Origin of the sequence: Sporosarcina sp. NCCP-2222 (genome assembly GCF_023168145.1) — a bacterium.
Classification (GTDB): domain Bacteria; phylum Bacillota; class Bacilli; order Bacillales_A; family Planococcaceae; genus Sporosarcina.
In genome coordinates, this window is sequence record NZ_BQYK01000002.1 from 331640 (window position 1) to 353432 (window position 21793).

Sequence of the window (21793 nt, forward strand, 5' to 3'; positions counted from 1 at the left end):
TGATCACTATCGTGCGCGAACAGGCAGACGCCTTGCTGACTGGAGATCCTGATGGACTGCTGCTGGAGACGTATTATGATTTCGATGAACTCTCTGCTGTTGTAAAGGAACTGCGGCGGATGACTGATCTTCCGATTGTCGCCCAAGTATCGATGGATGAACCGGGTGTATTACAAAACGGCCTTGTGCTGAATGAAGCGCTGCATCAATTGGAGGCACTCGGAGCGGACGTAGTTGGCGTAAACTGCCGCCTCGGCCCCTACCATACTATTCAAGCCTTTGAAAAAGTAACATTGCCAGAGAAGGCCTTTCTCTCCGCTTCCCCTAATGCCAGCCTTCTCGATGTCGAGGATGGCCGGATCGTTTATGTGTCGGAAGCGGATTATTTCGGAAAAGCCGCTGTCCTTCTTCGCGATGAGGGAGTACGGCTTATCGGAGGCTGCTGCGGGACAACACCGAAACATATTGAAGCTGCTAAAAAACATTTGGCAGGTCTGGCTCCAGTAACAACGAAAATCGTGACACCGCAAAAACCGATTTTAATCCGCGAGGCGGAACCGGCTGTTCATGAGCCGATTCACGAGAAAGCCAAAAAAGAGCGGACGATTATCGTTGAACTAGATACGCCTAGACATTTAGAGACGGAACAGTATATTGAAGGAGCCAAACTTCTATATGACGCAGGCGTAGCGGCCGTTACCATGGCTGATAATTCACTCGCATCCCCGCGCATCAGTAATATGGCGATGGGTTCAATTTTGAAGTTGCAGAACAATATCCGCCCGCTCGTCCATATCACATGCCGCGACCGGAATTTGATCGGTTTGCAATCACACTTAATGGGGCTGGATGCATTAGGAATCCATGATATTCTGGCTGTTACCGGCGACCCGACGAAAGTCGGCGATTTCCCGGGCGCGACAAGCGTCTACGATGTATCAAGCATGGAATTGCTCCAATTGATCAAGCAATTAAACGAAGGAATTTCATTCACCGGAAAGCCGCTGCGGAAGAAAGCGAAATTCTCGGTAGCTGGCGCCTTCAATCCGAATGTCCGCGTCCTGGACCGGGCTGTAAAGAGACTTGAAAAAAAGATTGAATGCGGTGCTGATTATTTCATTACGCAGCCTGTCTATACAAAAGAGAAGATTATTGATATCCATGAAGCGACCAAACATTTGGAAACCCCCATTTTCCTTGGGATCATGCCATTAACAAACAGCCGCAATGCCGAATTCCTTCACCATGAGGTACCCGGCATCAAATTGTCCGATGAGGTCCTTGAAAGGATGCACGCCTGCGGGGATGACCGTGAGAAATCTACAGCAGAAGGCATCGCCATTGCAAAGGAACTGATCGACACGGCTGCAGAGCTGTTCAACGGAATCTATGTCATCACTCCGTTCCTCCGGTACGACATGTCGCTTGAGTTAGTCCATTACATCCATGAGCTGGATGCACAGAAGGAGAGAGAATTCGCCCATGCCGAAACATCTTATTGAGCAACAACTTGAAAACAGAATACTGATTCTTGACGGGGCCATGGGTACGATGCTGCAAGCTGAAGACCTATCTGCGGACGATTTTGGCGGGGAGGAATACGAGGGCTGTAATGAGTACTTGAACATCCTACGGCCTGATATTCTCCAGAAAATCCATCGCGCTTATTTAGAAGCAGGTGCAGATATTATCAGTACGAATACATTCGGCGGTACTCCCCTCGTGCTAAATGAATTCGATCTTGGCCACCGCGCAGAGGAAATCAACCGGCGGGCAGTCGAAATTGCCAAGCAATGTGCTGCTGAGTTCTCGACACCTGAGTGGCCGCGCTTTGTAGCCGGCGCCATCGGTCCGACGACAAAAACATTGTCAGTGACAGGCGGAATTACATTCGACGCCCTCTCAGAGGACTTCTATGTGCAAGCGAAAGCATTGATTGAAGGCGGAGCCGATGTTTTATTAATGGAAACGAGCCAGGATATGCTAAACGTCAAAGCCGGTACAATTGGTATTAAACGGGCATTTGAGGAAACAGGGATAGAGCTTCCTGTCATGATCTCGGGAACAATCGAGCCAATGGGCACGACACTGGCCGGTCAGAGCATCGAAGCCTTCTATATTTCCATAGAGCATATCAAACCGCTTTCCGTCGGATTGAACTGTGCGACAGGCCCTGAATTTATGACAGACCATTTACGTTCGTTATCAGATCTTGCGACCAGCTACGTCACCTGCTATCCAAACGCAGGCTTGCCTGACGAGGAAGGGCATTATCATGAATCACCAGAATCCTTGTCGTTGAAGTTACAAGGTTTTGCGGAAAAAGGCTGGCTGAACATGGTGGGTGGATGCTGCGGTACGACGCCTGCCCATATTAAAGCAATTCGGGAAGCTGTTGACGGCTTGCCGCCGCGTTCCAAACCGGACTCTGACCATGCCCATACCTTGTCAGGCATCGAACCGCTCGTTTATGACCCGTCCATGCGACCTTTATTAATCGGAGAACGGACGAACGTCATCGGATCCCGGAAATTCAAGCGTCTGATCGTGGAAGAGAAATTCGAGGAAGCTTCCGAAATTGCACGTGCCCAAGTGCGCGGCGGAGCGCATGTTCTAGATATTTGTCTCGCCAATCCAGATCGCGATGAACTGGAAGATATGAAGAAATTTATGGAAGAAGTCGTTAAAAAGGTGAAGGTTCCTCTCGTCATTGATTCAACAGACGAAAAAGTGCTTGAGGAAGCTTTGAAATATTCCCAGGGGAAAGCCATTATCAACTCTATTAACCTAGAGGATGGCGAAGAGCGATTCGATGCAGTATTGCCGCTTGTAAAGAAATTTGGAGCAGCTGTTGTGGTCGGCACGATTGACGAAATCGGCATGGCAGTGACACGTGAACGAAAGCTGGAAATCGCTGAGCGTTCCTATGACTTGCTCGTAAACAAATGGGGCCTGGCTCCGGAAGATATCATTTTTGACCCGCTCGTCTTCCCTGTCGGCACGGGTGATGAACAATATATTGGATCAGCCGTTGAAACAATCGAAGGTATTCGTTTAATTAAAGAAAAAATGCCTCGCACCCTGACGACGCTTGGCGTAAGTAACGTTTCCTTCGGCTTGCCGCCTGTCGGACGTGAAGTGTTGAATGCGGTATATCTATACCACTGTACACAAGCAGGGCTCGACTACGCGATTGTGAATACAGAAAAATTGGAGCGTTATGCATCCATTCCAGAAAAAGAAGTGAAGCTCGCCAACGATCTATTATTCAATACGACAGATGCAACGCTTGCCGAATTCACTGATTTTTATAGAGATAAAAAGAAGGAAAAGACAGAAGACGACATACCGAAAACTGTTCCTGAGCGGCTCGCCTATTACGTGGTTGAAGGTACGAAAGAGGGGCTTATCCCAGATCTGGAAGCTGCACTTGAAATGTACGACACGCCGCTCGATGTTATAAACGGCCCATTAATGGAGGGCATGGCGGAAGTCGGCAGATTATTCAATGACAACCAGCTGATTGTAGCGGAGGTTCTCCAAAGCGCAGAAGTAATGAAGGCTTCCGTCTCGTTCCTGGAAACGTTCATGGAGAAAAAAGAGGATGATTCCGGAAAAGGGAAAATCATTCTGGCTACAGTAAAAGGAGACGTTCACGACATCGGGAAAAACCTGGTGGATATCATATTGAGCAATAATGGCTTTAAAGTGATCGACATTGGCATTAAGGTGACACCGGCGACGCTCATTGACGTCATCCGGAAGGAAAAGCCCGACATTATCGGTCTCTCCGGCCTGCTCGTAAAATCTGCCCAGCAGATGGTATTGACAGCCCAGGACTTTAAAGCTGCGGGTATCGATACACCAGTCATGGTAGGCGGCGCTGCACTGACCCGCCGATTTACAGAAACGAAAATCGCACCGGAATATGACGGGCCGGTTCTGTATGCAAAGGATGCCATGCAAGGCTTAGATCTCGCCAACCGGCTGCAAAGCGGAGAGAAGGAAGCCCTGTTAGTGGAACTTGCAGAGAAACAGGAAAAGCGCGCGGAGACGGAAGCCTATCGCGCAACGAGAGATACCGCGGTCGCTGTTCTGCCGCGTCCTGTCAAGACAGTGAGCGAGGATGTGCCAGTGTTCGTCCCGAAAGACTTGCGCCGTCGTGTCATGAAAGACTATTCAGTAGCCCACCTATACCCGTATGTAAACATGCGGACATTGATTGGGCATCATCTCGGCATGCGAGGCAATGTAGATAAAATGCTGCAAAACGGAGAAGAACGGGCCGTCCAATTACATGAACTTGTCACCAGCTTCTTGGAATCGGGCAATTTGTCCGCTTCCGGCATGTACCAGTTCTTCCCTGCCCAAGCGGATGGCGATGACGTAGTCATCTATGATCCCGCAGATGCGACAAGAGAAATTGAACGGTTCACATTCCCTCGCCAAAGCCGCGAGCCATTCCTTTGCCTCGCTGATTATTTAAAGCCAGTGAGCAGCGGCATCATGGATTATGTTTGTTTTATGCAGGTAACTGCCGGGCATGGCGTGCGGAACTTCGCCAATGAATTAAAGGCGCAAGGAAAATTTTTGGAGAGTCACGCCTTCCAAGCAACTGCTCTGGAATTGGCGGAAGGATTTGCTGAACGCGTACACCAGGAAATACGGGATCAGTGGGGCTTCCCGGATCCGACTGACTTCACGATGCGCGAACGATTTGCAGCCAAGTACCAAGGCCAGCGTTTCTCGTTCGGCTATCCGGCCTGTCCACACCTCGAAGATCAAGCCAAATTGTTCGGCCTTCTTAAACCGGAGGACATTGGCGTCCATTTAACTGAGGAATTTATGATGGAACCTGAAGCATCCGTTTCAGCCATTGTATTTGCTCACCCAGATGCACGGTATTTCAGTATTGATTAACAAAAAAGCTGTTCCCATTAAGGGAGCAGCTTTTTGTTATTCATCATATCAAAAGAAACGTCGTCTCCGTCCAAAACCAGGGCCTGGTCCTGGGCCAGGGCCAAATCCAGGTCCGTATCCTCCAACCGGAAAAGCAGTTGTCGGCGCTCCCATTACCGTCTCATTCGTTACTGCCACGTAGTGACGAGGAACTTCTACCATGTGTTGACGATTGACGTTAACAATCGGGTGAATGTATGGCACTTCTTGTGGAATGAACGTATCGTGATAACGGTATTGAGTCGGGCAAACGACTGGCTGAACTTGGGAATTCGGGCAACATCCATGTTGCATCATGCTTCTCACCTCCTCCCTCTATTACATGCCACAATGGGGAGGAGAAACGGGCGAGCGACTATAGGTGCCATGATTACATTTAAAAGATCTATTCTCTGGCTGATTATCCTTGTTTCCGCAATTCATTATACGCTCGCAATGCACGCTTTCTTGCCAAGGAATGGTCAACGATGGGTCTCGGATACGTCAAATCGAGCTGAACATTCGCTTCTCTCAAGAGAGCCGGAGGGGCATCCCATGGTTTGTGGATATGTGGCGCTGGCAAATCGGCCAATTCAGGAACCCACTTGCGGATATAGTCACCATTCGCATCGAATTTTTCACTCTGGGCAACCGGATTAAAAATCCTGAAATATGGAGCCGCATCTATTCCCGTCCCCGCTACCCATTGCCAGCCCATCGCATTGTTCGCAATATCATAATCAACCAAGGATTTCCGGAACCAGTCTGACCCTTCCGTCCAGGGTATAAGCAAGTGTTTTACTAGAAACGAGGCAGCTACCATGCGAACCCGATTATGAATGACACCAGTTTTCAGTAATTCACGCATACCCGCGTCAACGAGAGGATATCCTGTTTGCCCCTGCTTCCACTGATCCAGCTGCTCTTTTGTCCCGCTCCAAGGGAATTGTGAGAAATAGGCAATCAGAGGCTCATTCACCATTTTCGGAAACCAGACAAGCTGATAATAGGCAAAATCTCGCCAAGCCAGCTGGCGCAGAAATGACATAACAGATTGGTGGACAGCCGGCAGCACCGAGGCGTCGCTAATTCGTTTGGCAGAATGCCAGATGGACCTTACACTAATATCCCCTGCCGCTATAGCTGGAGAAAGCATAGAGACAGCAGCTGTTTCCCCAGCAAACAAATCACGTTCCGTTCCGTAATATAGCAACGGCTCATCCATAAATTCTTCCCATTTTTCAATTGCACCTTGTTCACCAGGCTCCCACATACTCTCAAAGCATTCAGCCCAATCTCGCTGAATCGTGAAGCCCAACTCTTCAATCGCCAAGGAAGACCATTTTTCCTCCATCCTTTGTAAAACCGGAACATGTAAAGGCCGCGGGACAAGTTCCGCTAAATTCTTCTTCCAAAATGCCGTGAAAACTTTAAAGGGCTCTCCCTTTGAATTTTTAATCACATACGGATCAAATAACAGATTTCCTCTGAAAGTCTGCACGTCGAGATCGAGCAAACGAAGTAGGTCCACAGCCTCTTCGTCTTTTGCCCGGTGCGCCGGTTCGAATCGTTCATTAAAAAAAATGCCGTCCGCCTGCGTTTCTTTTGCCAATTCGGCTAGAACGTTTGCGCTTTCTCCCTTACGAATCACTAATTGAACCCCTAAACGGTTCAAGCGATTTTCAAATGTCTGCAATGAACGATGCAGCCACCATAATGACGGGCCGCTTTCACTAAATGCCTTTTCATCTTCAGGCGTCCAAATAAAGACAGGAATCACCTTTCCAAGGGATGCCGCTTCAAACAAAGCTGGGTGATCATGCAGCCTCAGATCTTTGCGGAACCATACAATTGTTGTTTTCATCTCTTTCATCCTCTTAGTATGAATTTCCCCGAAGCAACGGGCTTTTTACACTATCGGTTTTCATTTCCCTCTAATGTTAATACACCATCCGTCATCTTATAAACTTTGTCGCAGTAGTCGGTTAATCGAATATCGTGTGTCACAACAATGGTCGTCGTTCCTTTGCTTTTCGTTTCATGTTTTAGAAGTTCCATTACCTCGTACGCTCTGTCAGAATCCAGGGATGCTGTCGGTTCATCTGCCAATATGATGGATGGATTCGTGTATAACGCTTTTGCAATGGCAACACGCTGGCGTTCCCCGCCAGACAGGTCGGCAGGATACTTTTTCCGAAGCTCCCCAATTCCTAAATCCTCGTATAACTGCTCCAGCTCCGCATTATCCATATTTCCTTTTTTCACCTGATCGAGCAGTTTCATCTGCTTATCCACTGTCAGGAAGGGAACGAGGTTGGATGCCTGCAAGACAAACCCAATTTCTCTTAAACGGATTTGGGAACGCTCCCGTTCATTCATATTGGAAATCGGCTGTCCATTTAAGATAACCTCTCCGGACGAGGGTGATAATAACCCGCCGACAATTGTTAAGAATGTACTTTTCCCAGAACCAGAAGGGCCAATAATAGCAATCAATTCTTTTTCATTTGCTTGAAAATCAGTCTCTTTCAAAGCGTCGACTTGCGTTCTTCCGCTTCCGAACGTCTTCTTCACTTGCTGTAATTCAAGAACCGTCATCTTCCTCACCCTCCTATCGCCTTTAATGGATCAATACGTACAATTGTCAGAACAGAGAACACTGCTCCCGCAATCGCAACAACTACTAATACAGCGCCGTACACGAGCATCGTAGGTATATCAAAAGAAACTGGCACAGCAGCCGGCAAAAAGGCCCCAGTTACTAAGGTGAGCACCAGGCCGATGGCAACTCCGACAAACGCGAGTAAAAACGTTTGGGCGATGACCGATCTGGATAGATAAAAGCTGGAAATTCCTTGAGCTTTCATGACGCCAAACATGCTAATTTTCTGCACTGTCAATACGTATAAGAAAATGGCTACGATGACAGAAGAGATGATAAATAGAAAGTAGATCATAAAAGTGAGTGTTAAATTCTGCTCGGTATAGCCAGGCAAATTTTTAATAAACGTTTCGGTTTCAATCACTTCGAGCGAATCGTCTGCAATCTCCTGCTGTTCACCCCGGATGATGACCGCATTAATCCGATCCTTGTTCGCTTCTACCGCTTCTCCATACTTCACACGATTTAATGTGTCCAAGTCCATGTAAAGCACAGGAGAGGCATTGAACCGGGAGGCTTCCATAAATCCGGTTATTTTTAGCTTTATATCTGTGGATGAGATGCTTAATTCATCTCCAACCTTAAAACCATCTTCTTTCAAGGAGGCATCTGCAACGACTTCATTTTCCTCACCGAAAGGATTTCCTTCAGAGATGGACGGCATTAAGAACTCCTCCGGTCGAATGCCGAACAACGAGACATTTGTTTTCTTTTTCCCATTATTCGCAATGGCGCTCATCTGGCCAAGCACAGCCTTTTTATCCGCTTTGACTTCTTTCGCCTGATCGAGTGTCAAGGAAGATTGATACAAGCTTTTGTCTGATTCATCCGTTAATACGACAGCATCGGCTTTCCAATTATCGACCGCTTCCCGGTTTAAGTTTTTCAACCCGGTCGCCAAACCTGATAAAAAGAAAACCAAATAGGCGACCAGCAGCAAGACGCCGGTAATGAGCGTAAACCTAAGTTTATTCTTGACGATTTCATTCCACGCTAAAAACATTCTCTTCACTCCTTTATATATGAATTGCCGTCTGATGGAGGCTATCCGCAGTGGCAGATACTTTCTTCGTCTCTTTCCCAATCTCATGGAACACTTCTAATAGAGCCGAAATATCGGATTCCATTTGGTGAATGTCCTGAGCGTTGGAAACGATGGCATTATGTATCTTTTCGAATTTTAATCTTGATTCGCCCGATTTATCTAGTCCAGCATGAACCCCTTGCCGAACCGTTTCGATTACTTCAACTGTTTGTCTCGTCAACTCGGTCGATTGTCGAATATGTTCCGTAATCTGTTCCACCGACTGCTTGGATTGCTCGGCAAGCACGCGAACTTCTTTCGCCACGACGGCAAAACCTCTTCCGGCTTCCCCAGCCCTCGCAGCTTCAATGGAAGCATTCAGGGACAACAAATTCGTCTGTTCAGCTATCCCCTTAACGAGACCAGCGATAGAAATGATTTCTTTGGAAGAGCGTGTCAACTCACCAACAAGTTCCCCCATATGTTCCGTCTTTTCCATCACGGCTGTCATATGTACATCCAATTCCCTGATCTTTTCACGACCTTTTTCAGCGTAGGTTCGAATAGCCCCGACATCCTCTACTCTTTTATGAATAAGTGTCCTCATCCCCGACACATTCCTATTTGCTTCTTCCACCGAAGCATTTGTTTCATCTGTCAGACCTGCCAAATCTTCACTGATTGAAGATATTTTCCCTTTTAACTCATACTTCACACGTTCATTTTGTTCTTTTCTTATCATTTCGTTATTTCTTTCGTATGCTTCGAGGACAATCTGCATTTCCAGGTTCAAAAGCTTTCCAACTGTTTTGATCGCCTGCTCTTTATCAGCATTTGAATTCATCGGCTCTGTAATTAACCGCACCAGCACTTGCTCAATCTGATAAAACATACCGACATACCATTTCGGCTCTACTCCCATGCGGAAATGAATCGCCGCCAATTTTTCTTTTTTTCGGATCGAATCATCATCAAAGATGCCGTCAAACATATTCGCAATATAGTCGGCCAGCACTTTTTTCAAATGATCCATATTTGAACGTTCCTCAATTAACTCACGCAGAGTCGGCACCTCTAGCACTTTTTCATAGAAAATAGAAACGATTTCGGCGGCACCTTTGCGGACAAACGGTTCATAACTTTGGAGAAGGGCTAGATCATCCAGTGTAAAGTGAATCAGTTCCATCTGTTTTTGCAAGGTAGGGTAGGTGTTAAGCTGGATAACAGGTTTTGGAACATCTTTTCCACGTGGCTGATGAACATCCACAGGACGGTTGCTTCTTGTAAAGAATTTGATGACCATTTGTAACTTCCCCTTCCACTAGCTGATTCCTATATTATGAATGCTAGTTCCTCCCTATGTCAAACGTTTGTACATAGTTTAATAACATCTCTTACAATTCTCTATGTACTGCCGTCCTTTTCCACCGAATACGGGTAAGGAGAATCCCTAGAAGCAGTCCGTATACAATATGCCCAATTAGCCAATAAACAATAGCAGCCATACTATCAATAGGTGGTGTACGCGTCGATAGAACTGTTGTCGGATAGATAAGAACCCCAATTAAAAGATTGGCCAATGCACAGAAGCCCATGATCTGTTTAATGTTTTTCTTTTCTATTATGAACTGGAGGATAAATACGAGAACAATGGAGACAATCAAATGAAATATCACTTCTACAGGTTCGGGATACGTATAATTACGGAACACAGGTATATAATCCACATTCAATAACAAGGTATAGACTTTATGGCCCGTTGCCTGTTCAATCCATTTAAAAAATATGGACAGCACTCCGCCCGAAACAATACCGATACCAAGCAGCCGATACACATTTTTCACTTCCATCACACCCTCTTCGTTCAATTAAGGATAAACCCTGTACAATCATTGTACATCAAACGTTGTACGAGTGTAAAAAATCGGATATACTATTTACAGCGTCTTGTGAAGGAAGTGAGCACTCGAATGTCTGTCTCAGAAAATGGATTATATACAATCAAACAAGTAGCAGAGGCCACTGGGCTTTCGACACAAGTCATCCGTAAATGGGAAGAGAGGTATTCCCTGATCATCCCTGATCGTCTGCCAAACGGATACCGAGTATATAGCGAGCAGGACATCCAGCTGTTAGCAAAAGTCAAAACACTGGCCGACCAAGGCTTTCCGATTCGCCAAGCAGCGGCTTTGGCGAAGGAAGAAATGGAGGCAGGGACCTTCATTTCTGATGCCCCTCCCATTGAATCGCCTTTGGCTAATAAAAATGAAACTGTTCGAAAGCTATTAGATAGCGGTACCGTTTGTGACGAAATCGAATTGAATGTTTTGTTGCAAAACGCTTATCTCGAGCTCGGCTTATCGCCATTTCTCGATACTATCGTCATACCCTTCCTGAAAGAAGTCGGATTACGGTGGGAACTTGGGGAATGGGATGAGTATCAAGAGTCCGTCTCCAGTCTCGTTGTACGTGATTTCCTTGTGCAGATCCGAAGAAGCCATCAATATCGGAATGATGCACCCATTCTCGTGACGGCTTGCCTGCCAGATGAACGGCATGAAATTCCGATCCATATTTTAGCGCTGAAGAGCATGATGAAGGGGTACAAAACGATTGTTGTAGCCTCCTCACCTGCCCCAGGCGCCATTCAATCTCTTGTCAAAAGGTTAAAGCCGGCGAAAGTGCTGTTATCCGCCTCAACCTCAATGCCTTTCAAAAAAAATCCTGGCTTATTGGAGGAATTGGATGAATTTGCGGCCGCACAAAAAAACACCGATTTTTATATCGGCGGCCATGGAGCTATCCATTATGCTGCTCATCGACCCGTCAATACGTTAAAGGTTACGAACAACTTGGACGATGTATTTGAAGAATCCTCAGGAAAATAAATATACCCCACAGAGTGGGGCACGTTATTATTGATAGGCGGGCGGCAGTTCAGATTCATCGTAACCTGCCGCCTCTGTTCTTCTTTTATTGCCTGCCTCATCACTTGCGTAGTGAACTGGAGCTCCTTCTCCGATCATATCCAAAGAGGCAATATAGTCCAGATCTCGTCTGCGTTCCATCTCAGTTGGATCAACCGGTTTTTGTCCCATTCACATCATCCTCCTTCAAAGTAATCCGTGACCACTTGCTCCATCACCAATGAACGACGGGACTCCGCTACTCTCAGTTACCCCCTATTCTATTCAAACGAGTAAACTATTATATTATGATTCAGGCTTTGGTATACTAAATATTCAGTCACCAATAAAAGAATTCTTCCGTTTCACCATAACGCAGAAAGGATATAGTAGTAATAAAAGCCCCCAAAAGGAGGGAGAGAAACATGAAACGAATTGTCCTCTTTGATGGCGAGTGCAACTTCTGCAACTCCAGCGTCCAATTCATCATTAAACGAGATCCGGCTAATCATTTTCTTTTTTCATCATTGCAAAGTGAAACCGGAAAAAAATACGTGAAGCAATTCCATATTCCAGATGATGTGGACAGTCTGGTCTTAATCGAAAATGGGAAAGCCTACACAAAGTCTGCTGCCGCTCTGCATATTGCAAAGAAACTCGATGGCCTCTGGCATCTGCTCTTTCTATTTATACTAGTTCCACGAAAAATCCGTGACAAAGTCTATGATTATGTGGCCAAGAATCGTTACAAATGGTTTGGCAAACAGGAAGAAGCTTGCATGCTGCCAACACCCGAAGAACGAAAACGATTCATTTAAAGAAAAACGCTTCCTGCAGGAGGCGTTTTTTTCGCGCATGGAAAAGGAGATAAACAGGTTGTCTATCTCCTCGAATACTTTATGTTTCTGCGGCTTGCCGTATCTTTTCATTTTCTTCTGCCGTGAAAGCGCGGGACCTGGTTAGGAACCGCTTGCCCTCAACGCCTTCCAGCGAAAACATGCCACCCCTCCCGTCTACGACATCAATGATCAGCTGCGTATGTTTCCAATACTCATACTGATTTTTATGCATATAAAACGGCACACCGCCGATATGGCCGAGAAGCACGTCTTGATCGCCAATGATCAAGTCACCTTCTGGATAACACATCGGGGAGGATCCGTCACAGCAGCCGCCCGATTGATGGAACATGAGCGGGCCGTGCTTCGCCTTCAGCTTTTCGATCAACCCCAAAGCAGCGTCTGTCGCTAAAACGCGTTCAGGCATGGACCCGTCTCCTTTCCATTAAAAGAATCCTAGCTTGTCTTCGCTATAGCTGACGAGCATGTTTTTCGTCTGCTGATAATGCGCCAGCATTTGTAGGTGGTTTTCCCGCCCGATGCCGGATGCCTTATAGCCGCCGAATGCAGCGTGGGCCGGATAGGCGTGGTAGCAGTTCGTCCATACTCGCCCTGCTTCGATGCCGCGTCCGAAGCGATAAGCCGTATTCATATCACGCGTCCAGACACCTGCACCCAATCCGTATAACGTATCATTGGCGATTTCCAGCGCTTCTTCTTTCGTTTTGAAGGTCGTAACGGATACTACAGGCCCGAAAATTTCCTCCTGGAAAATCCGCATCTTGTTATTTCCTTTAAAAACAGTCGGTTGGATATAATAACCATCCGCCAGTTCTCCTTCCAGCTTGTTGCGGTCGCCTCCAGTCAGGCATTCTGCCCCTTCCTGCTTCCCGATATCAAGATAAGAAAGGATTTTTTCCATTTGTTCTGTCGATGCCTGCGCACCCATCATAACGGTCGGATCAAGCGGATTTCCTGTTTTGATCGCTTTTACTCGCTCAATCGCACGTTCCATGAACTTGTCATAGATGGACTCCTGAATGAGTGCACGCGATGGACAAGTACACACTTCGCCTTGGTTCAACGCGAATAGGACAAATCCCTCAACCGCTTTATCCAAGAACGAATCATCCTCTGCCATCACATCTTCAAAGAAAATATTCGGCGACTTACCGCCAAGCTCCAGTGTGACAGGAATCAAGTTTTGAGATGCATATTGCATAATCAGGCGGCCTGTTGTCGTTTCACCTGTAAACGCAATCTTGCCGATACGCGGATTAGACGCAAGCGGTTTTCCTGCTTCCAGGCCAAACCCATTTACAATATTCACTACACCAGCCGGAAGCAGATCTTCAATCAATTCCATCAAGACCATGATAGATGAGGGCGTCTGTTCCGCCGGTTTCAAGACAACGCAGTTCCCTGCGGCAAGCGCCGGAGCCAGCTTCCATACTGCCATAAGCAGCGGGAAGTTCCACGGAATGATCTGCCCAACAACCCCAATCGGTTCGTGGAAATGATAAGCGACTGTATGATTGTCAATTTGGCTGACGCCGCCTTCCTGCGAACGGATGGCAGAGGCAAAGTATCGGAAATGGTCGATAGCTAACGGCAAATCGGCATTCAGCGTCTCCCGCACAGCTTTCCCGTTCTCCCACGTCTCTGCAACTGCAAGCATTTCGAGATTTTCTTCGATTCGGTCAGCAATTTTCAACAAGATATTCGCACGTTCCGTTACGGATGTCTTCCCCCAAGCATCCTTTGCGGCATGCGCTGCGTCGAGAGCGAGCTCAATATCCTCGGCTGTGGAACGGGCCACTTGTGTAAACACTTTGCCGGTCACAGGCGTAACGTTGTCAAAGTACTCCCCTTTTACAGGGGCTGTCCATTTACCGCCGATATAATTATCATACCGCTCCTTGAAGTTCACCTTTGCCCCTTCTGTGTTCGGAAACGCATAAACGTGTTTTTCTACAGCTTGTACCATGTTCCATTCCTCCCTATTCTCTTAAAAATTGCTATTGTAAAGTGCTCGATTGCACACAAAGCCACCTTATGAAGGGATAAGACAAGTTATTCATTTTGAATGCGCTTACATTTTATTCAACTATGTCCCCCACATATCTTCCATTTCCCTCTTATTCTATCTGACTATATTTACTATTTCAAGTTATAAGACTACTAAAGCTCATTTAATAAATTGTCTTTTCGAAAAAAATGCAATAGAATGGGATATCAGTCTAAAAAATACACGAAAGGATTATTTTTTTAAAATCGCTAATTACCAATTCACTTTATGTTGACATTTCAAGAAATCCTTAAAGAAATCCTTAAAGACATCCTTTGATATTTCCCATCTTTTAAAAAACTATTGCGAGGTATTATATTGAAAAATTATGTTCCACTTGTACGTTCTCTCAAGAATTATAAGGCCTCTATTGCACTCGGCTTCTCAGTGGCTTTAATTGCGGCTCTACTTGTCTCGGCATCACCTTACTTACTCAAAATACTGATAGATGATATCTATTCAGGCGACCATAAAGAATGGCTTGGGATTGTCGTCTGTTTATACGTGTTAAGCTATTTCCTCTCGAACCTCGCGGAAGCCGGTTCATCATATTTGTTCCTTCGAACAGGGGAATCCATTACTGTGGACACCCGTACGGCCATTCAAAATAAAATCAACCGACTTCCGTTAACCCAATTAGAACAGCAAGCACCTGGCCGGCTAACATCAATGGTGGTGAATGACGTTTCCATTGTCTCAAACCTGTATACCGATTTACTGCCGAATACGATTTCTATGGTCTTCCGAATAATAGTTGCTGTACCTATTCTCTTTTATATTGATTGGCGCATGTCCTGTCTCCTGGTGCTGATCATTCCGGTATTTTGGATGGCAAGTAAATCATTTCATGGACGGATTCGTTCGACAGCGATTGAATACCAAAATACATTGGGAGACGTCACCCAAAAAGTGAATGAAAGCATTGCCGGTTCTATCGAAATTCGGACTTATAAGAAGGATCATTGGAATACAAAAAAAGTTCAACGCTCGTTCCACTTAGTTAAAAAAGCGGCAATCCAACAATTCTATCCAACTCACCTGAATCAATTTATGTTGGGTCTCGTTTACTTCATTCCTATCGCCCTTTTGTATTATTTGGGCGGAAAAGCGATATTTTCCGAGACACTAACAATTGGAGAACTAGTTGCATACGCCACCTATTTTACAAATGTCATGAGCCCTATTAATATGTTGCTGCATACGAATTCCCAAGCTCAAGCCGGACTTGGTGTTTGGACTTCCATTCAACAGTTTTTAGATCAGGATTCCGGTAATGAAGGTATCTTGGAAAAGAAGCAATCGGACAATAATTCGATTCAGATCAAAGACGTTGCTTTTCAATACAGCAATGGGGATAGGGGGCTATCCAATACAACTGGTATGATTCCTTTATACAAGACTACCGTCATTACAGGGGAGAATGGAACAGGTAAAACAACACTTGCCCAAATTATAGCTGGCCTTCGTACTCCTTCTGAAGGAAGTGTTGATTATGGCCCGATCGATCCAATTGACATCCGGTATGTTCCACACGCACCTTACCTATTTTCAGGTACCATTGAAGAGAACATATCCTTCGGACGCAAATGTAACAGCAAACAGATTCAGGCCGTATCCAGTTTGGTCGGGTTGCATCCTTTGATTGAACTCTTGCCTGAGCAATATGAAACAAAAATAGGCTCTGAACATCAAAGCCTTTCTGCAGGCCAGCAACAACGTCTGTCCATCGCACGTCTCCTGTTAGACCCACCGCCAGTAGTGATTTTAGACGAGGCACTTAGTAATGTTGATGAGCTTTCACAGCAAATATTATTCGAAGTCTTGAAGCAACACATTCCGACGATCATTTTGATATCCCATAATAAAAACCACGTCACCTGGGCAGATCATGTACTTCCATGTTCCCCAAAGGAAAAGTTAGTGCTTTAATCAACTCCTCATACTTCCGTAATAATTTGTTAACATCTTCCCTTTACAATCAACTTAACTACTCATAGTAAAGGGGTTTTATTCATGGAAAACTCATTCGGAAAACGGTTGCTATCTACAATTGGTGCAGGTGTCGTGGGCTCCGCTTTGACTCTCGGTGTGGTGGCGAATACAGATCTGCTGAATGCCCAATCCAAAACGGAAACACCTTCGTCAGTTCTTTCCTCACAGGGCAAAACGAGCAACACAAATGTGGTTAACACAGCAGTGACAAAAAATACTTCCTTGTCGGACATGGTGGAAAACACATCGAAAGCAATTGTCGGGATTACTAATTATCAGGAGCAAGGAAACCGGTTTGCGGGGGGCTCCTCTATTTCTGAATATGGGACAGGCTCTGGGGTCGTTTTTAAAATCGACGATAAGACGGCTTATATCGTGACAAATAATCATGTTATCGAGGGTGCTGCCAAAATAGAAGTTACAACTTCGAAAGGGGAAAAAGCCGAGGGAGAATTAGTCGGCAGCGATGCATTGACAGACTTGGCGGTCGTGAAAATCGACAAGAAATATGTTGATACGTACTTAGAATTCGGAAATTCGGATCAAGTCCGTGCAGGCGATTCCGTCATCGCGATTGGAAACCCGCTCAGCCTCGATTTCTCCGGAACGGTGACACGGGGCATCATCAGCGCACCTGCCCGTTCAATCGATGTCAACACTTCAGCTGGCGCATGGAAAATGGACGTTATCCAAACAGACGCAGCCATTAATCCCGGTAATAGCGGCGGCGCGCTTATCAATGAAGACGGAGAAGTCATCGGCATCAACAGCTTAAAAATTGCTGAAAGCGGAGTGGAAGGCATCGGCTTTGCCATCCCGAGCAATGATGTCGTTCCGCTCGTGGAGCAAATTATGAAATCAGGTAAAATTGAACGTCCATACATGGGTATCGGTCTAGCAGATCTCTCAAATGTCCCTTACATGTATGTTCAACACTTGCCGAAGGAAGTGGAAGGCGGCGTCATGGTTACATCCGTTGATCCAAATTCCGCCGCTGCGAAGGCCGGCTTGAAGGAGCAGGACGTTATTACATCCATTAATGGTACAAACATCGAGAACGCGATGGATCTTCGTAAAGTCCTTTATTCCGATTTGAAAATTGGAGACAAAGCGAAATTGACTATTTATCGGGACAACCAAAAGCAGACTGTGGAATTGACATTGACTAGTAATGCTGATCTGAAATAAAACGAAATATGGATAGACGCGTAGCCAACACCTTTGCCGAACAAGCGGCAGAGGTGTTTTGCCATGCCATCTTCCGATATAATTTCAGTAACGAATATTAAAGGGAGGACAAGCCATTGAAAATCCTAGTAATTGAAGACAATGAAAGTGTCGCTTCCATGATCGGGCTCTTTTTTGAAAAAGAAAAAATTCAAGGGGAATTTGTAGCGGATGGCTTGGTTGGCTATGAACGGGCACAGGCGGAAAAGTGGGATTGCTTAATCATCGATTGGATGCTCCCCAGCATGGATGGCGTCACGATTTGCCGGAAGTTGCGCCAGGCGCAAGTGGAAATTCCCATTATTATGCTGACGGCGAAAAACACCGAATCCGAGCAAGTACTAGGGCTTGAAATGGGGGCTGATGATTACGTGACAAAGCCCTTCAGCCCGCTCGCTTTACTCGCACGCATTAAGGCGGTCACCCGCCGATATGCCGGCCGCAAGGATTCCCAAGTGGAAGATCCCGATTGGCTGGTGACTGCTCATTTCCGGTTAAATCCGAGCACACGGGAAGTGCTCCTGGACGGGAAGCCCGTTCCAAATCTTACACCGAAGGAGTTTGACCTGCTTCATTTTTTCATTCAGCATCCTAAACAAGTCTTCTCACGCGAACAATTGCTGGACCGAGTGTGGGGCTATGACTTCTATGGGGACGATCGGACGGTCGATGTCCATATAAAAAGACTTCGGACGAAGGTTTCTACAGAAGAAAGACCTTTTTTCCATACGGTATGGGGCGTCGGGTACCGGTTTGACGAGTCAGAAGGAAGCGGCCGATGAAAATTAAATATTTCTATCAGCAGCTGGCGAGCCACCTTGGCGTTATTATTATCGCTTTTGTGATTCTAAGCTTGCTGTTTTCAAGTTTTGCCCGCAACTTCGTTTACGAAAATAAAACCGAAGAACTGTTGTCATATGGCTCCTCCATTTTGAATGAACTCGAGACCAATGGAAATTCACGGATGGTATTGCAATCCTACGGCCATGTGCTCGGCGGACGTGATATCCAGTACAGCCTGTTTGATGAAAATTCTCGGATTATTTATTCCACCGGATTAAAGACGGCGTTGATCGAGCTGAATGAAGAAGAGTGGAATGAATTACAAAACGGCAAAGCCATTACAGTAAAGCAGGAATATAAGCGGTTTAACCAAGCCGTCACCTTCGCCTTGTTGCCGTATTTCCATAATGGGCATTTCGGGGGCGGCATCCTGCTCACGTCGCCAATAAAAGGGTCGCGCGAACTTATCTCCGAGTTGAACAGCTATGTCCTCTATGCAATGGGTCTTGCCCTGCTGGCAGCCCTTTTGCTGAGCAGCCTGCTGTCCCGATTCCATGGCAGACGCATCAAACGGCTGCGCGCTGCGACGGCAACCGTTTCACAAGGTGATTACTCCGTTCGGATTCCCTCTTCCAAAGTCGATGAAATCGGGGAATTGGCAGGAGACTTCAATGGCATGGTGGAAAAGCTTGGCGCATCCATGGAAGAGATTGAAAGCCTGGAGAACCGGCGCCGGCAATTCATGGCGGACGTATCACATGAACTTCGCACCCCGCTGACGACCATCCGGGGCATCATCGAAGGGCTGCGGAACGATATGATATCCGAGTCGGAAAAGGAGCGGGGGCTCGAACTGGCAAGCCGGGAAACAATGCGACTCATCCGGCTTGTGAATGAAAACCTGGATTACGAAAAAATCCGCTCCAATCAAGTCACACTGATGAAACAAGAAATCGATCTGCGCGAGCTGCTTGAAATCATCTGCGAACAACTGGAAGATGCAGCAGAATTAAAGGGCGACCGGATCATCGTTTCCGTAGATGGCGAGGTATCTGTGTGGGCTGACTATGACCGGCTGACTCAAGTATTAATTAACATAACGAAAAACAGTATTCAGTTCACCGAAAAAGGCACTATCTGGCTCCGAGGCCACTCGGCGGACGAAGGAACGGTTATTGAGATTGAGGATACTGGAATTGGCATGATGGCCGAAGAAGTAGAAAAGATCTGGAATCGTTTTTACAAAGCGATTGATTCACGCACGACGAACCCTTACGGCGAGTTTGGGCTTGGCCTGTCCATCGTCAAACAGCTCGTCCAACTGCACGGCGGCACCATTACAGTGGAAAGTGAACAAGGCAAAGGGACGCTCTTCCGGATTGTGTTGCCACAAGAAAAATAGGAAGCTGTCATGCTGATCGCATGGCGGCTTCCTATTTTTCTGTTTGATACAGCAAGATCGCGTCTTTCATTTGTTTGGGCGTCAATAAAATATGATCACTAGAATTGATGCGTACAAACGGCTCTCCCTCATTCTGGCCTTTCACATACAAACCAAAATCATTATTGGCAGGATATCCATAGATATGGCATACGACTTTCCCATCGTGCATGAAAACAATCTGATTCATGCCTTCACTCACCGTTTCTTGGATTTTGTCCCACCGGTATCCGACCGTCTCGTACACTGCTTCCTTTGAAGCATATGGCACAAATGAATAAAGGACGTCCCATTCAAACGGCGTGATGTCCGATAATGCAACAGGTTGTTGAGGATCCATCTTACGAACCTGCTCTTTCATTAATTCAAGATTATGATCCCAAACGTCCGGCTTAAAAGCAGGAATGAGTAGGCATATGGCACACACAAGCGACCCGATCGTTAGAACTTTCCATTTCTTCATCATTGCGCCTCCTTTCTTATAGAGACGTTCCCTTCGGCTATAAGTTCAAATTCGTCTGTATTTCCCTATATTACAAGCGATGAAATAGAATGGGCCAGTCTCCCGTTATCCTCCGATCGACTGTCCCTCTCCCTTTATTTCCCCTGAGTTTTCCGCAATTCGAACATTCGGTCCGTCCAGTCGTTAACTCGGTCAATGATTTCTTGCCGTTCATCAATTGCATTCATCACGTCAACAGCGGCAGCTTTTTTTGCTTTTATCATTTCGTTGATTTCATCCTTTATGCTTCCATGCAAATCGAATCAATATGGTAGCGAATCGTTTTCCTGACCCGTTCCGCATCCAAGCGCTCCGGCTCCAGCATGGCATGAATAGCGATGCCGTCAATCAAAGAATAGAGCCGTTCGGACTCCAGATCCAGATCCAGCCCCTCCTTCAATAACGAAGTTGCTTGCAAGTAATGCATGACTTTTTGAACACCTGCCCAAATGCCATCATCCGGAATCGGCAGCTCCTCTTTCCTGTGATTAACATACGCAACAAAAGCAAACCAGACTTCCATTTCTGCTCGGGTTTCTTCGTTGATCGGCACAATTTCATAAAGCACTGCCAGCACCATTTCCTTTGGAGGCAGCTCTTTTTTTAAGACGGCCTCTATCCGGGTCGTTGCCCTTTCTTGCACGAGCGTCATCGCGTAGACTAGCAAATCATCTTGTGTAGAAAAATAATGACGGAGCGCTCCAAGCGAGAGCCCCGCCTCTTCCGCAATATTCCGCACTGTCGCCCCTTCCATTCCTTTATCCAAAATGACCCGCCACATCGCCTGTGCAATCTGTTGTTTTCGCTCTTCATGATTAATTATTTTTGGCATACTATCAGTGTAGAATAAAAAAGATTTTTTAACAATACAGTTGTATTAATTAAACATAATATGATACGATGCACATAACCAATACAACTGTATTAAATTAAGAGGTGAAACCATGAATTTTATTGCTTGGACGATCATTGCCTGCGAAATCGGCTTTTGGGTCGTTATCTTAGCTGGCCTGGTCACACGATATGTGTTCAACAAGAAACGGCTTGGCTTATTTTTCCTCGCTCTCACACCAGTCATCGATTTGCTGTTGCTTCTCGTCACCGCCTCCGATTTGTATAACGGAGCAGTCGCCACACAAATACACGCCATTGCCGCCATTTATCTCGGCGTGTCCATTGCTTTCGGAAAAAGCATGATACGTTGGGCGGATGAACGGTTTTTATACTATGTAAAAAAGCAAGGCACAAAGCCGGTGAAGAAAACGGGATACGCGCATGCGCGCCATTCCATGAAAGGCTCCTTGCAACATGTGCTCGCCTTCATCATTGGAGGCACCTTCCTCATCGCCATGATTTACCTCATCGGGAATGCCGAAAAAACCGAAGCGCTCTATGACATGCTACGGTTATG

The 21793-nt window shown here is 46.2% G+C and carries 21 protein-coding genes; 9 read left to right on the top strand and 12 right to left on the bottom strand.

The window, feature by feature from the left end:
• Both NCCP2222_RS05675 and metH read left to right on the top strand, forming a co-directional pair.
• On the top strand, positions 1 to 1502 hold a 1502-nt coding region (locus tag NCCP2222_RS05675), incomplete at its 5' end, for a bifunctional homocysteine S-methyltransferase/methylenetetrahydrofolate reductase (RefSeq protein WP_248510397.1).
• Positions 1483 to 4920 carry a methionine synthase gene (metH, locus tag NCCP2222_RS05680; protein WP_248510399.1) on the top strand — a complete coding sequence of 1146 codons (3438 nt, stop codon included), beginning with the start codon at positions 1483 to 1485 and terminating at the stop codon, positions 4918 to 4920. The genes NCCP2222_RS05675 and metH, both read left to right, overlap by 20 nt.
• Positions 4921 to 4968: 48 nt before the next feature.
• Here the strand turns inward: metH and NCCP2222_RS05685 are convergent, their stop codons facing one another.
• The 6 genes from NCCP2222_RS05685 to NCCP2222_RS05710 form a co-directional block, all read right to left on the bottom strand.
• A complete protein-coding gene (locus NCCP2222_RS05685; protein ID WP_248510400.1) occupies positions 4969 to 5256 on the bottom strand; it encodes a hypothetical protein in 288 nt (95 codons plus the stop codon).
• A 103-nt stretch (positions 5257 to 5359) separates the two neighbouring features.
• A complete protein-coding gene (locus NCCP2222_RS05690) occupies positions 5360 to 6802 on the bottom strand; it encodes a cryptochrome/photolyase family protein (protein WP_248510401.1) in 1443 nt (480 codons plus the stop codon).
• Positions 6803 to 6852: 50 nt separating this feature from the next.
• Positions 6853 to 7536 (bottom strand): ABC transporter ATP-binding protein, encoded by a 684-nt coding sequence (locus tag NCCP2222_RS05695; RefSeq protein WP_248510402.1) that lies wholly within the window; start codon positions 7534 to 7536, stop codon positions 6853 to 6855.
• Positions 7537 to 7541: 5 nt separating this feature from the next.
• Positions 7542 to 8603 carry an ABC transporter permease gene (locus NCCP2222_RS05700; protein ID WP_248510403.1) on the bottom strand — a complete coding sequence of 354 codons (1062 nt, stop codon included), beginning with the start codon at positions 8601 to 8603 and terminating at the stop codon, positions 7542 to 7544.
• A 13-nt stretch (positions 8604 to 8616) separates the two neighbouring features.
• Positions 8617 to 9927 (bottom strand): globin-coupled sensor protein, encoded by a 1311-nt coding sequence (locus NCCP2222_RS05705; RefSeq protein ID WP_248510404.1) that lies wholly within the window; start codon positions 9925 to 9927, stop codon positions 8617 to 8619.
• Positions 9928 to 10018: 91 nt separating this feature from the next.
• Positions 10019 to 10492 (bottom strand): hypothetical protein, encoded by a 474-nt coding sequence (locus NCCP2222_RS05710; protein WP_248510405.1) that lies wholly within the window; start codon positions 10490 to 10492, stop codon positions 10019 to 10021.
• Between the two features lie 102 nt (positions 10493 to 10594).
• Here NCCP2222_RS05710 and NCCP2222_RS05715 point away from each other — a divergent pair, with 102 nt between their 5' ends.
• The gene (locus NCCP2222_RS05715) at positions 10595 to 11512 is read left to right on the top strand and encodes a MerR family transcriptional regulator (protein WP_248510407.1); all 918 of its coding nucleotides are present in this window, start codon (positions 10595 to 10597) and stop codon (positions 11510 to 11512) included.
• 27 nt (positions 11513 to 11539) lie between these two features.
• On the opposite strand, the gene NCCP2222_RS05720 is transcribed toward NCCP2222_RS05715, so the two are convergent.
• A complete protein-coding gene (locus NCCP2222_RS05720; protein ID WP_248510409.1) occupies positions 11540 to 11722 on the bottom strand; it encodes a hypothetical protein in 183 nt (60 codons plus the stop codon).
• A 233-nt stretch (positions 11723 to 11955) separates the two neighbouring features.
• On the opposite strand from NCCP2222_RS05720, the gene NCCP2222_RS05725 reads away from it, so the two are divergent.
• Positions 11956 to 12348 (top strand): thiol-disulfide oxidoreductase DCC family protein, encoded by a 393-nt coding sequence (locus NCCP2222_RS05725; protein ID WP_248510411.1) that lies wholly within the window; start codon positions 11956 to 11958, stop codon positions 12346 to 12348.
• A gap of 79 nt (positions 12349 to 12427) precedes the next feature.
• Here the strand turns inward: NCCP2222_RS05725 and NCCP2222_RS05730 are convergent, their stop codons facing one another.
• Together NCCP2222_RS05730 and adh are read right to left on the bottom strand one after the other, a co-directional pair.
• A complete protein-coding gene (locus NCCP2222_RS05730; RefSeq protein WP_248510413.1) occupies positions 12428 to 12796 on the bottom strand; it encodes a DUF779 domain-containing protein in 369 nt (122 codons plus the stop codon).
• A gap of 18 nt (positions 12797 to 12814) precedes the next feature.
• Positions 12815 to 14356, bottom strand: coding sequence for an aldehyde dehydrogenase (adh, locus tag NCCP2222_RS05735; RefSeq protein WP_248510415.1), 1542 nt, complete (start codon positions 14354 to 14356; stop codon positions 12815 to 12817).
• A gap of 399 nt (positions 14357 to 14755) precedes the next feature.
• On the opposite strand from adh, the gene NCCP2222_RS05740 reads away from it, so the two are divergent.
• The 4 genes from NCCP2222_RS05740 (at position 14756) to NCCP2222_RS05755 (ending at position 19841) form a co-directional block, all read left to right on the top strand.
• Positions 14756 to 16366: an ABC transporter ATP-binding protein gene (locus NCCP2222_RS05740; protein ID WP_248510417.1), complete on the top strand. Its 1611-nt coding sequence runs from the start codon at positions 14756 to 14758 to the stop codon at positions 16364 to 16366.
• A gap of 84 nt (positions 16367 to 16450) precedes the next feature.
• Positions 16451 to 17617, top strand: a complete 1167-nt coding sequence (locus NCCP2222_RS05745) for a S1C family serine protease (RefSeq protein WP_248510419.1) — start codon at positions 16451 to 16453, stop codon at positions 17615 to 17617.
• 116 nt (positions 17618 to 17733) lie between these two features.
• Positions 17734 to 18438 carry a response regulator transcription factor gene (locus NCCP2222_RS05750; protein WP_248510421.1) on the top strand — a complete coding sequence of 235 codons (705 nt, stop codon included), beginning with the start codon at positions 17734 to 17736 and terminating at the stop codon, positions 18436 to 18438.
• The gene (locus tag NCCP2222_RS05755) at positions 18435 to 19841 is read left to right on the top strand and encodes a sensor histidine kinase (protein WP_248510423.1); all 1407 of its coding nucleotides are present in this window, start codon (positions 18435 to 18437) and stop codon (positions 19839 to 19841) included. The genes NCCP2222_RS05750 and NCCP2222_RS05755 overlap by 4 nt, the downstream gene beginning before the upstream one ends.
• 31 nt (positions 19842 to 19872) lie before the next feature.
• Here NCCP2222_RS05755 and NCCP2222_RS05760 read toward each other — a convergent pair whose 3' ends face one another.
• The 3 genes from NCCP2222_RS05760 to NCCP2222_RS05765 form a co-directional block, all read right to left on the bottom strand.
• A complete protein-coding gene (locus NCCP2222_RS05760) occupies positions 19873 to 20343 on the bottom strand; it encodes a hypothetical protein (protein WP_248510428.1) in 471 nt (156 codons plus the stop codon).
• Between the two features lie 134 nt (positions 20344 to 20477).
• Positions 20478 to 20606 (bottom strand): hypothetical protein, encoded by a 129-nt coding sequence (locus NCCP2222_RS20715; protein ID WP_282570667.1) that lies wholly within the window; start codon positions 20604 to 20606, stop codon positions 20478 to 20480.
• Between the two features lie 17 nt (positions 20607 to 20623).
• A complete protein-coding gene (locus tag NCCP2222_RS05765; RefSeq protein ID WP_248510430.1) occupies positions 20624 to 21214 on the bottom strand; it encodes a TetR/AcrR family transcriptional regulator in 591 nt (196 codons plus the stop codon).
• A 112-nt stretch (positions 21215 to 21326) separates the two neighbouring features.
• Between NCCP2222_RS05765 and NCCP2222_RS05770 the strand changes: the two genes are divergently transcribed.
• On the top strand, positions 21327 to 21793 hold a 467-nt coding region (locus tag NCCP2222_RS05770), incomplete at its 3' end, for a hypothetical protein (RefSeq protein ID WP_248510432.1).

What these genes read in the sequence shown, in the direction of transcription:
- NCCP2222_RS05725 (WP_248510411.1), top strand. Translation starts at nt 11,956, where the DNA reads ATGAAACGAATTGTCCTCTTTGATGGCGAGTGCAACTTCTGCAACTCC.
- NCCP2222_RS05765 (WP_248510430.1), bottom strand. Translation starts at nt 21,214, where the DNA reads ATGCCAAAAATAATTAATCATGAAGAGCGAAAACAACAGATTGCACAG.
- adh (WP_248510415.1), bottom strand. Translation starts at nt 14,356, where the DNA reads ATGGTACAAGCTGTAGAAAAACACGTTTATGCGTTTCCGAACACAGAA.
- NCCP2222_RS05700 (WP_248510403.1), bottom strand. Translation starts at nt 8,603, where the DNA reads ATGTTTTTAGCGTGGAATGAAATCGTCAAGAATAAACTTAGGTTTACG.
- NCCP2222_RS05760 (WP_248510428.1), bottom strand. Translation starts at nt 20,343, where the DNA reads ATGAAGAAATGGAAAGTTCTAACGATCGGGTCGCTTGTGTGTGCCATA.
- NCCP2222_RS05695 (WP_248510402.1), bottom strand. Translation starts at nt 7,536, where the DNA reads ATGACGGTTCTTGAATTACAGCAAGTGAAGAAGACGTTCGGAAGCGGA.
- NCCP2222_RS05705 (WP_248510404.1), bottom strand. Translation starts at nt 9,927, where the DNA reads ATGGTCATCAAATTCTTTACAAGAAGCAACCGTCCTGTGGATGTTCAT.
- NCCP2222_RS05755 (WP_248510423.1), top strand. Translation starts at nt 18,435, where the DNA reads ATGAAAATTAAATATTTCTATCAGCAGCTGGCGAGCCACCTTGGCGTT.
- metH (WP_248510399.1), top strand. Translation starts at nt 1,483, where the DNA reads ATGCCGAAACATCTTATTGAGCAACAACTTGAAAACAGAATACTGATT.
- NCCP2222_RS05745 (WP_248510419.1), top strand. Translation starts at nt 16,451, where the DNA reads ATGGAAAACTCATTCGGAAAACGGTTGCTATCTACAATTGGTGCAGGT.
- NCCP2222_RS20715 (WP_282570667.1), bottom strand. Translation starts at nt 20,606, where the DNA reads ATGATAAAAGCAAAAAAAGCTGCCGCTGTTGACGTGATGAATGCAATT.
- NCCP2222_RS05685 (WP_248510400.1), bottom strand. Translation starts at nt 5,256, where the DNA reads ATGATGCAACATGGATGTTGCCCGAATTCCCAAGTTCAGCCAGTCGTT.
- NCCP2222_RS05715 (WP_248510407.1), top strand. Translation starts at nt 10,595, where the DNA reads ATGTCTGTCTCAGAAAATGGATTATATACAATCAAACAAGTAGCAGAG.
- NCCP2222_RS05730 (WP_248510413.1), bottom strand. Translation starts at nt 12,796, where the DNA reads ATGCCTGAACGCGTTTTAGCGACAGACGCTGCTTTGGGGTTGATCGAA.
- NCCP2222_RS05720 (WP_248510409.1), bottom strand. Translation starts at nt 11,722, where the DNA reads ATGGGACAAAAACCGGTTGATCCAACTGAGATGGAACGCAGACGAGAT.
- NCCP2222_RS05690 (WP_248510401.1), bottom strand. Translation starts at nt 6,802, where the DNA reads ATGAAAACAACAATTGTATGGTTCCGCAAAGATCTGAGGCTGCATGAT.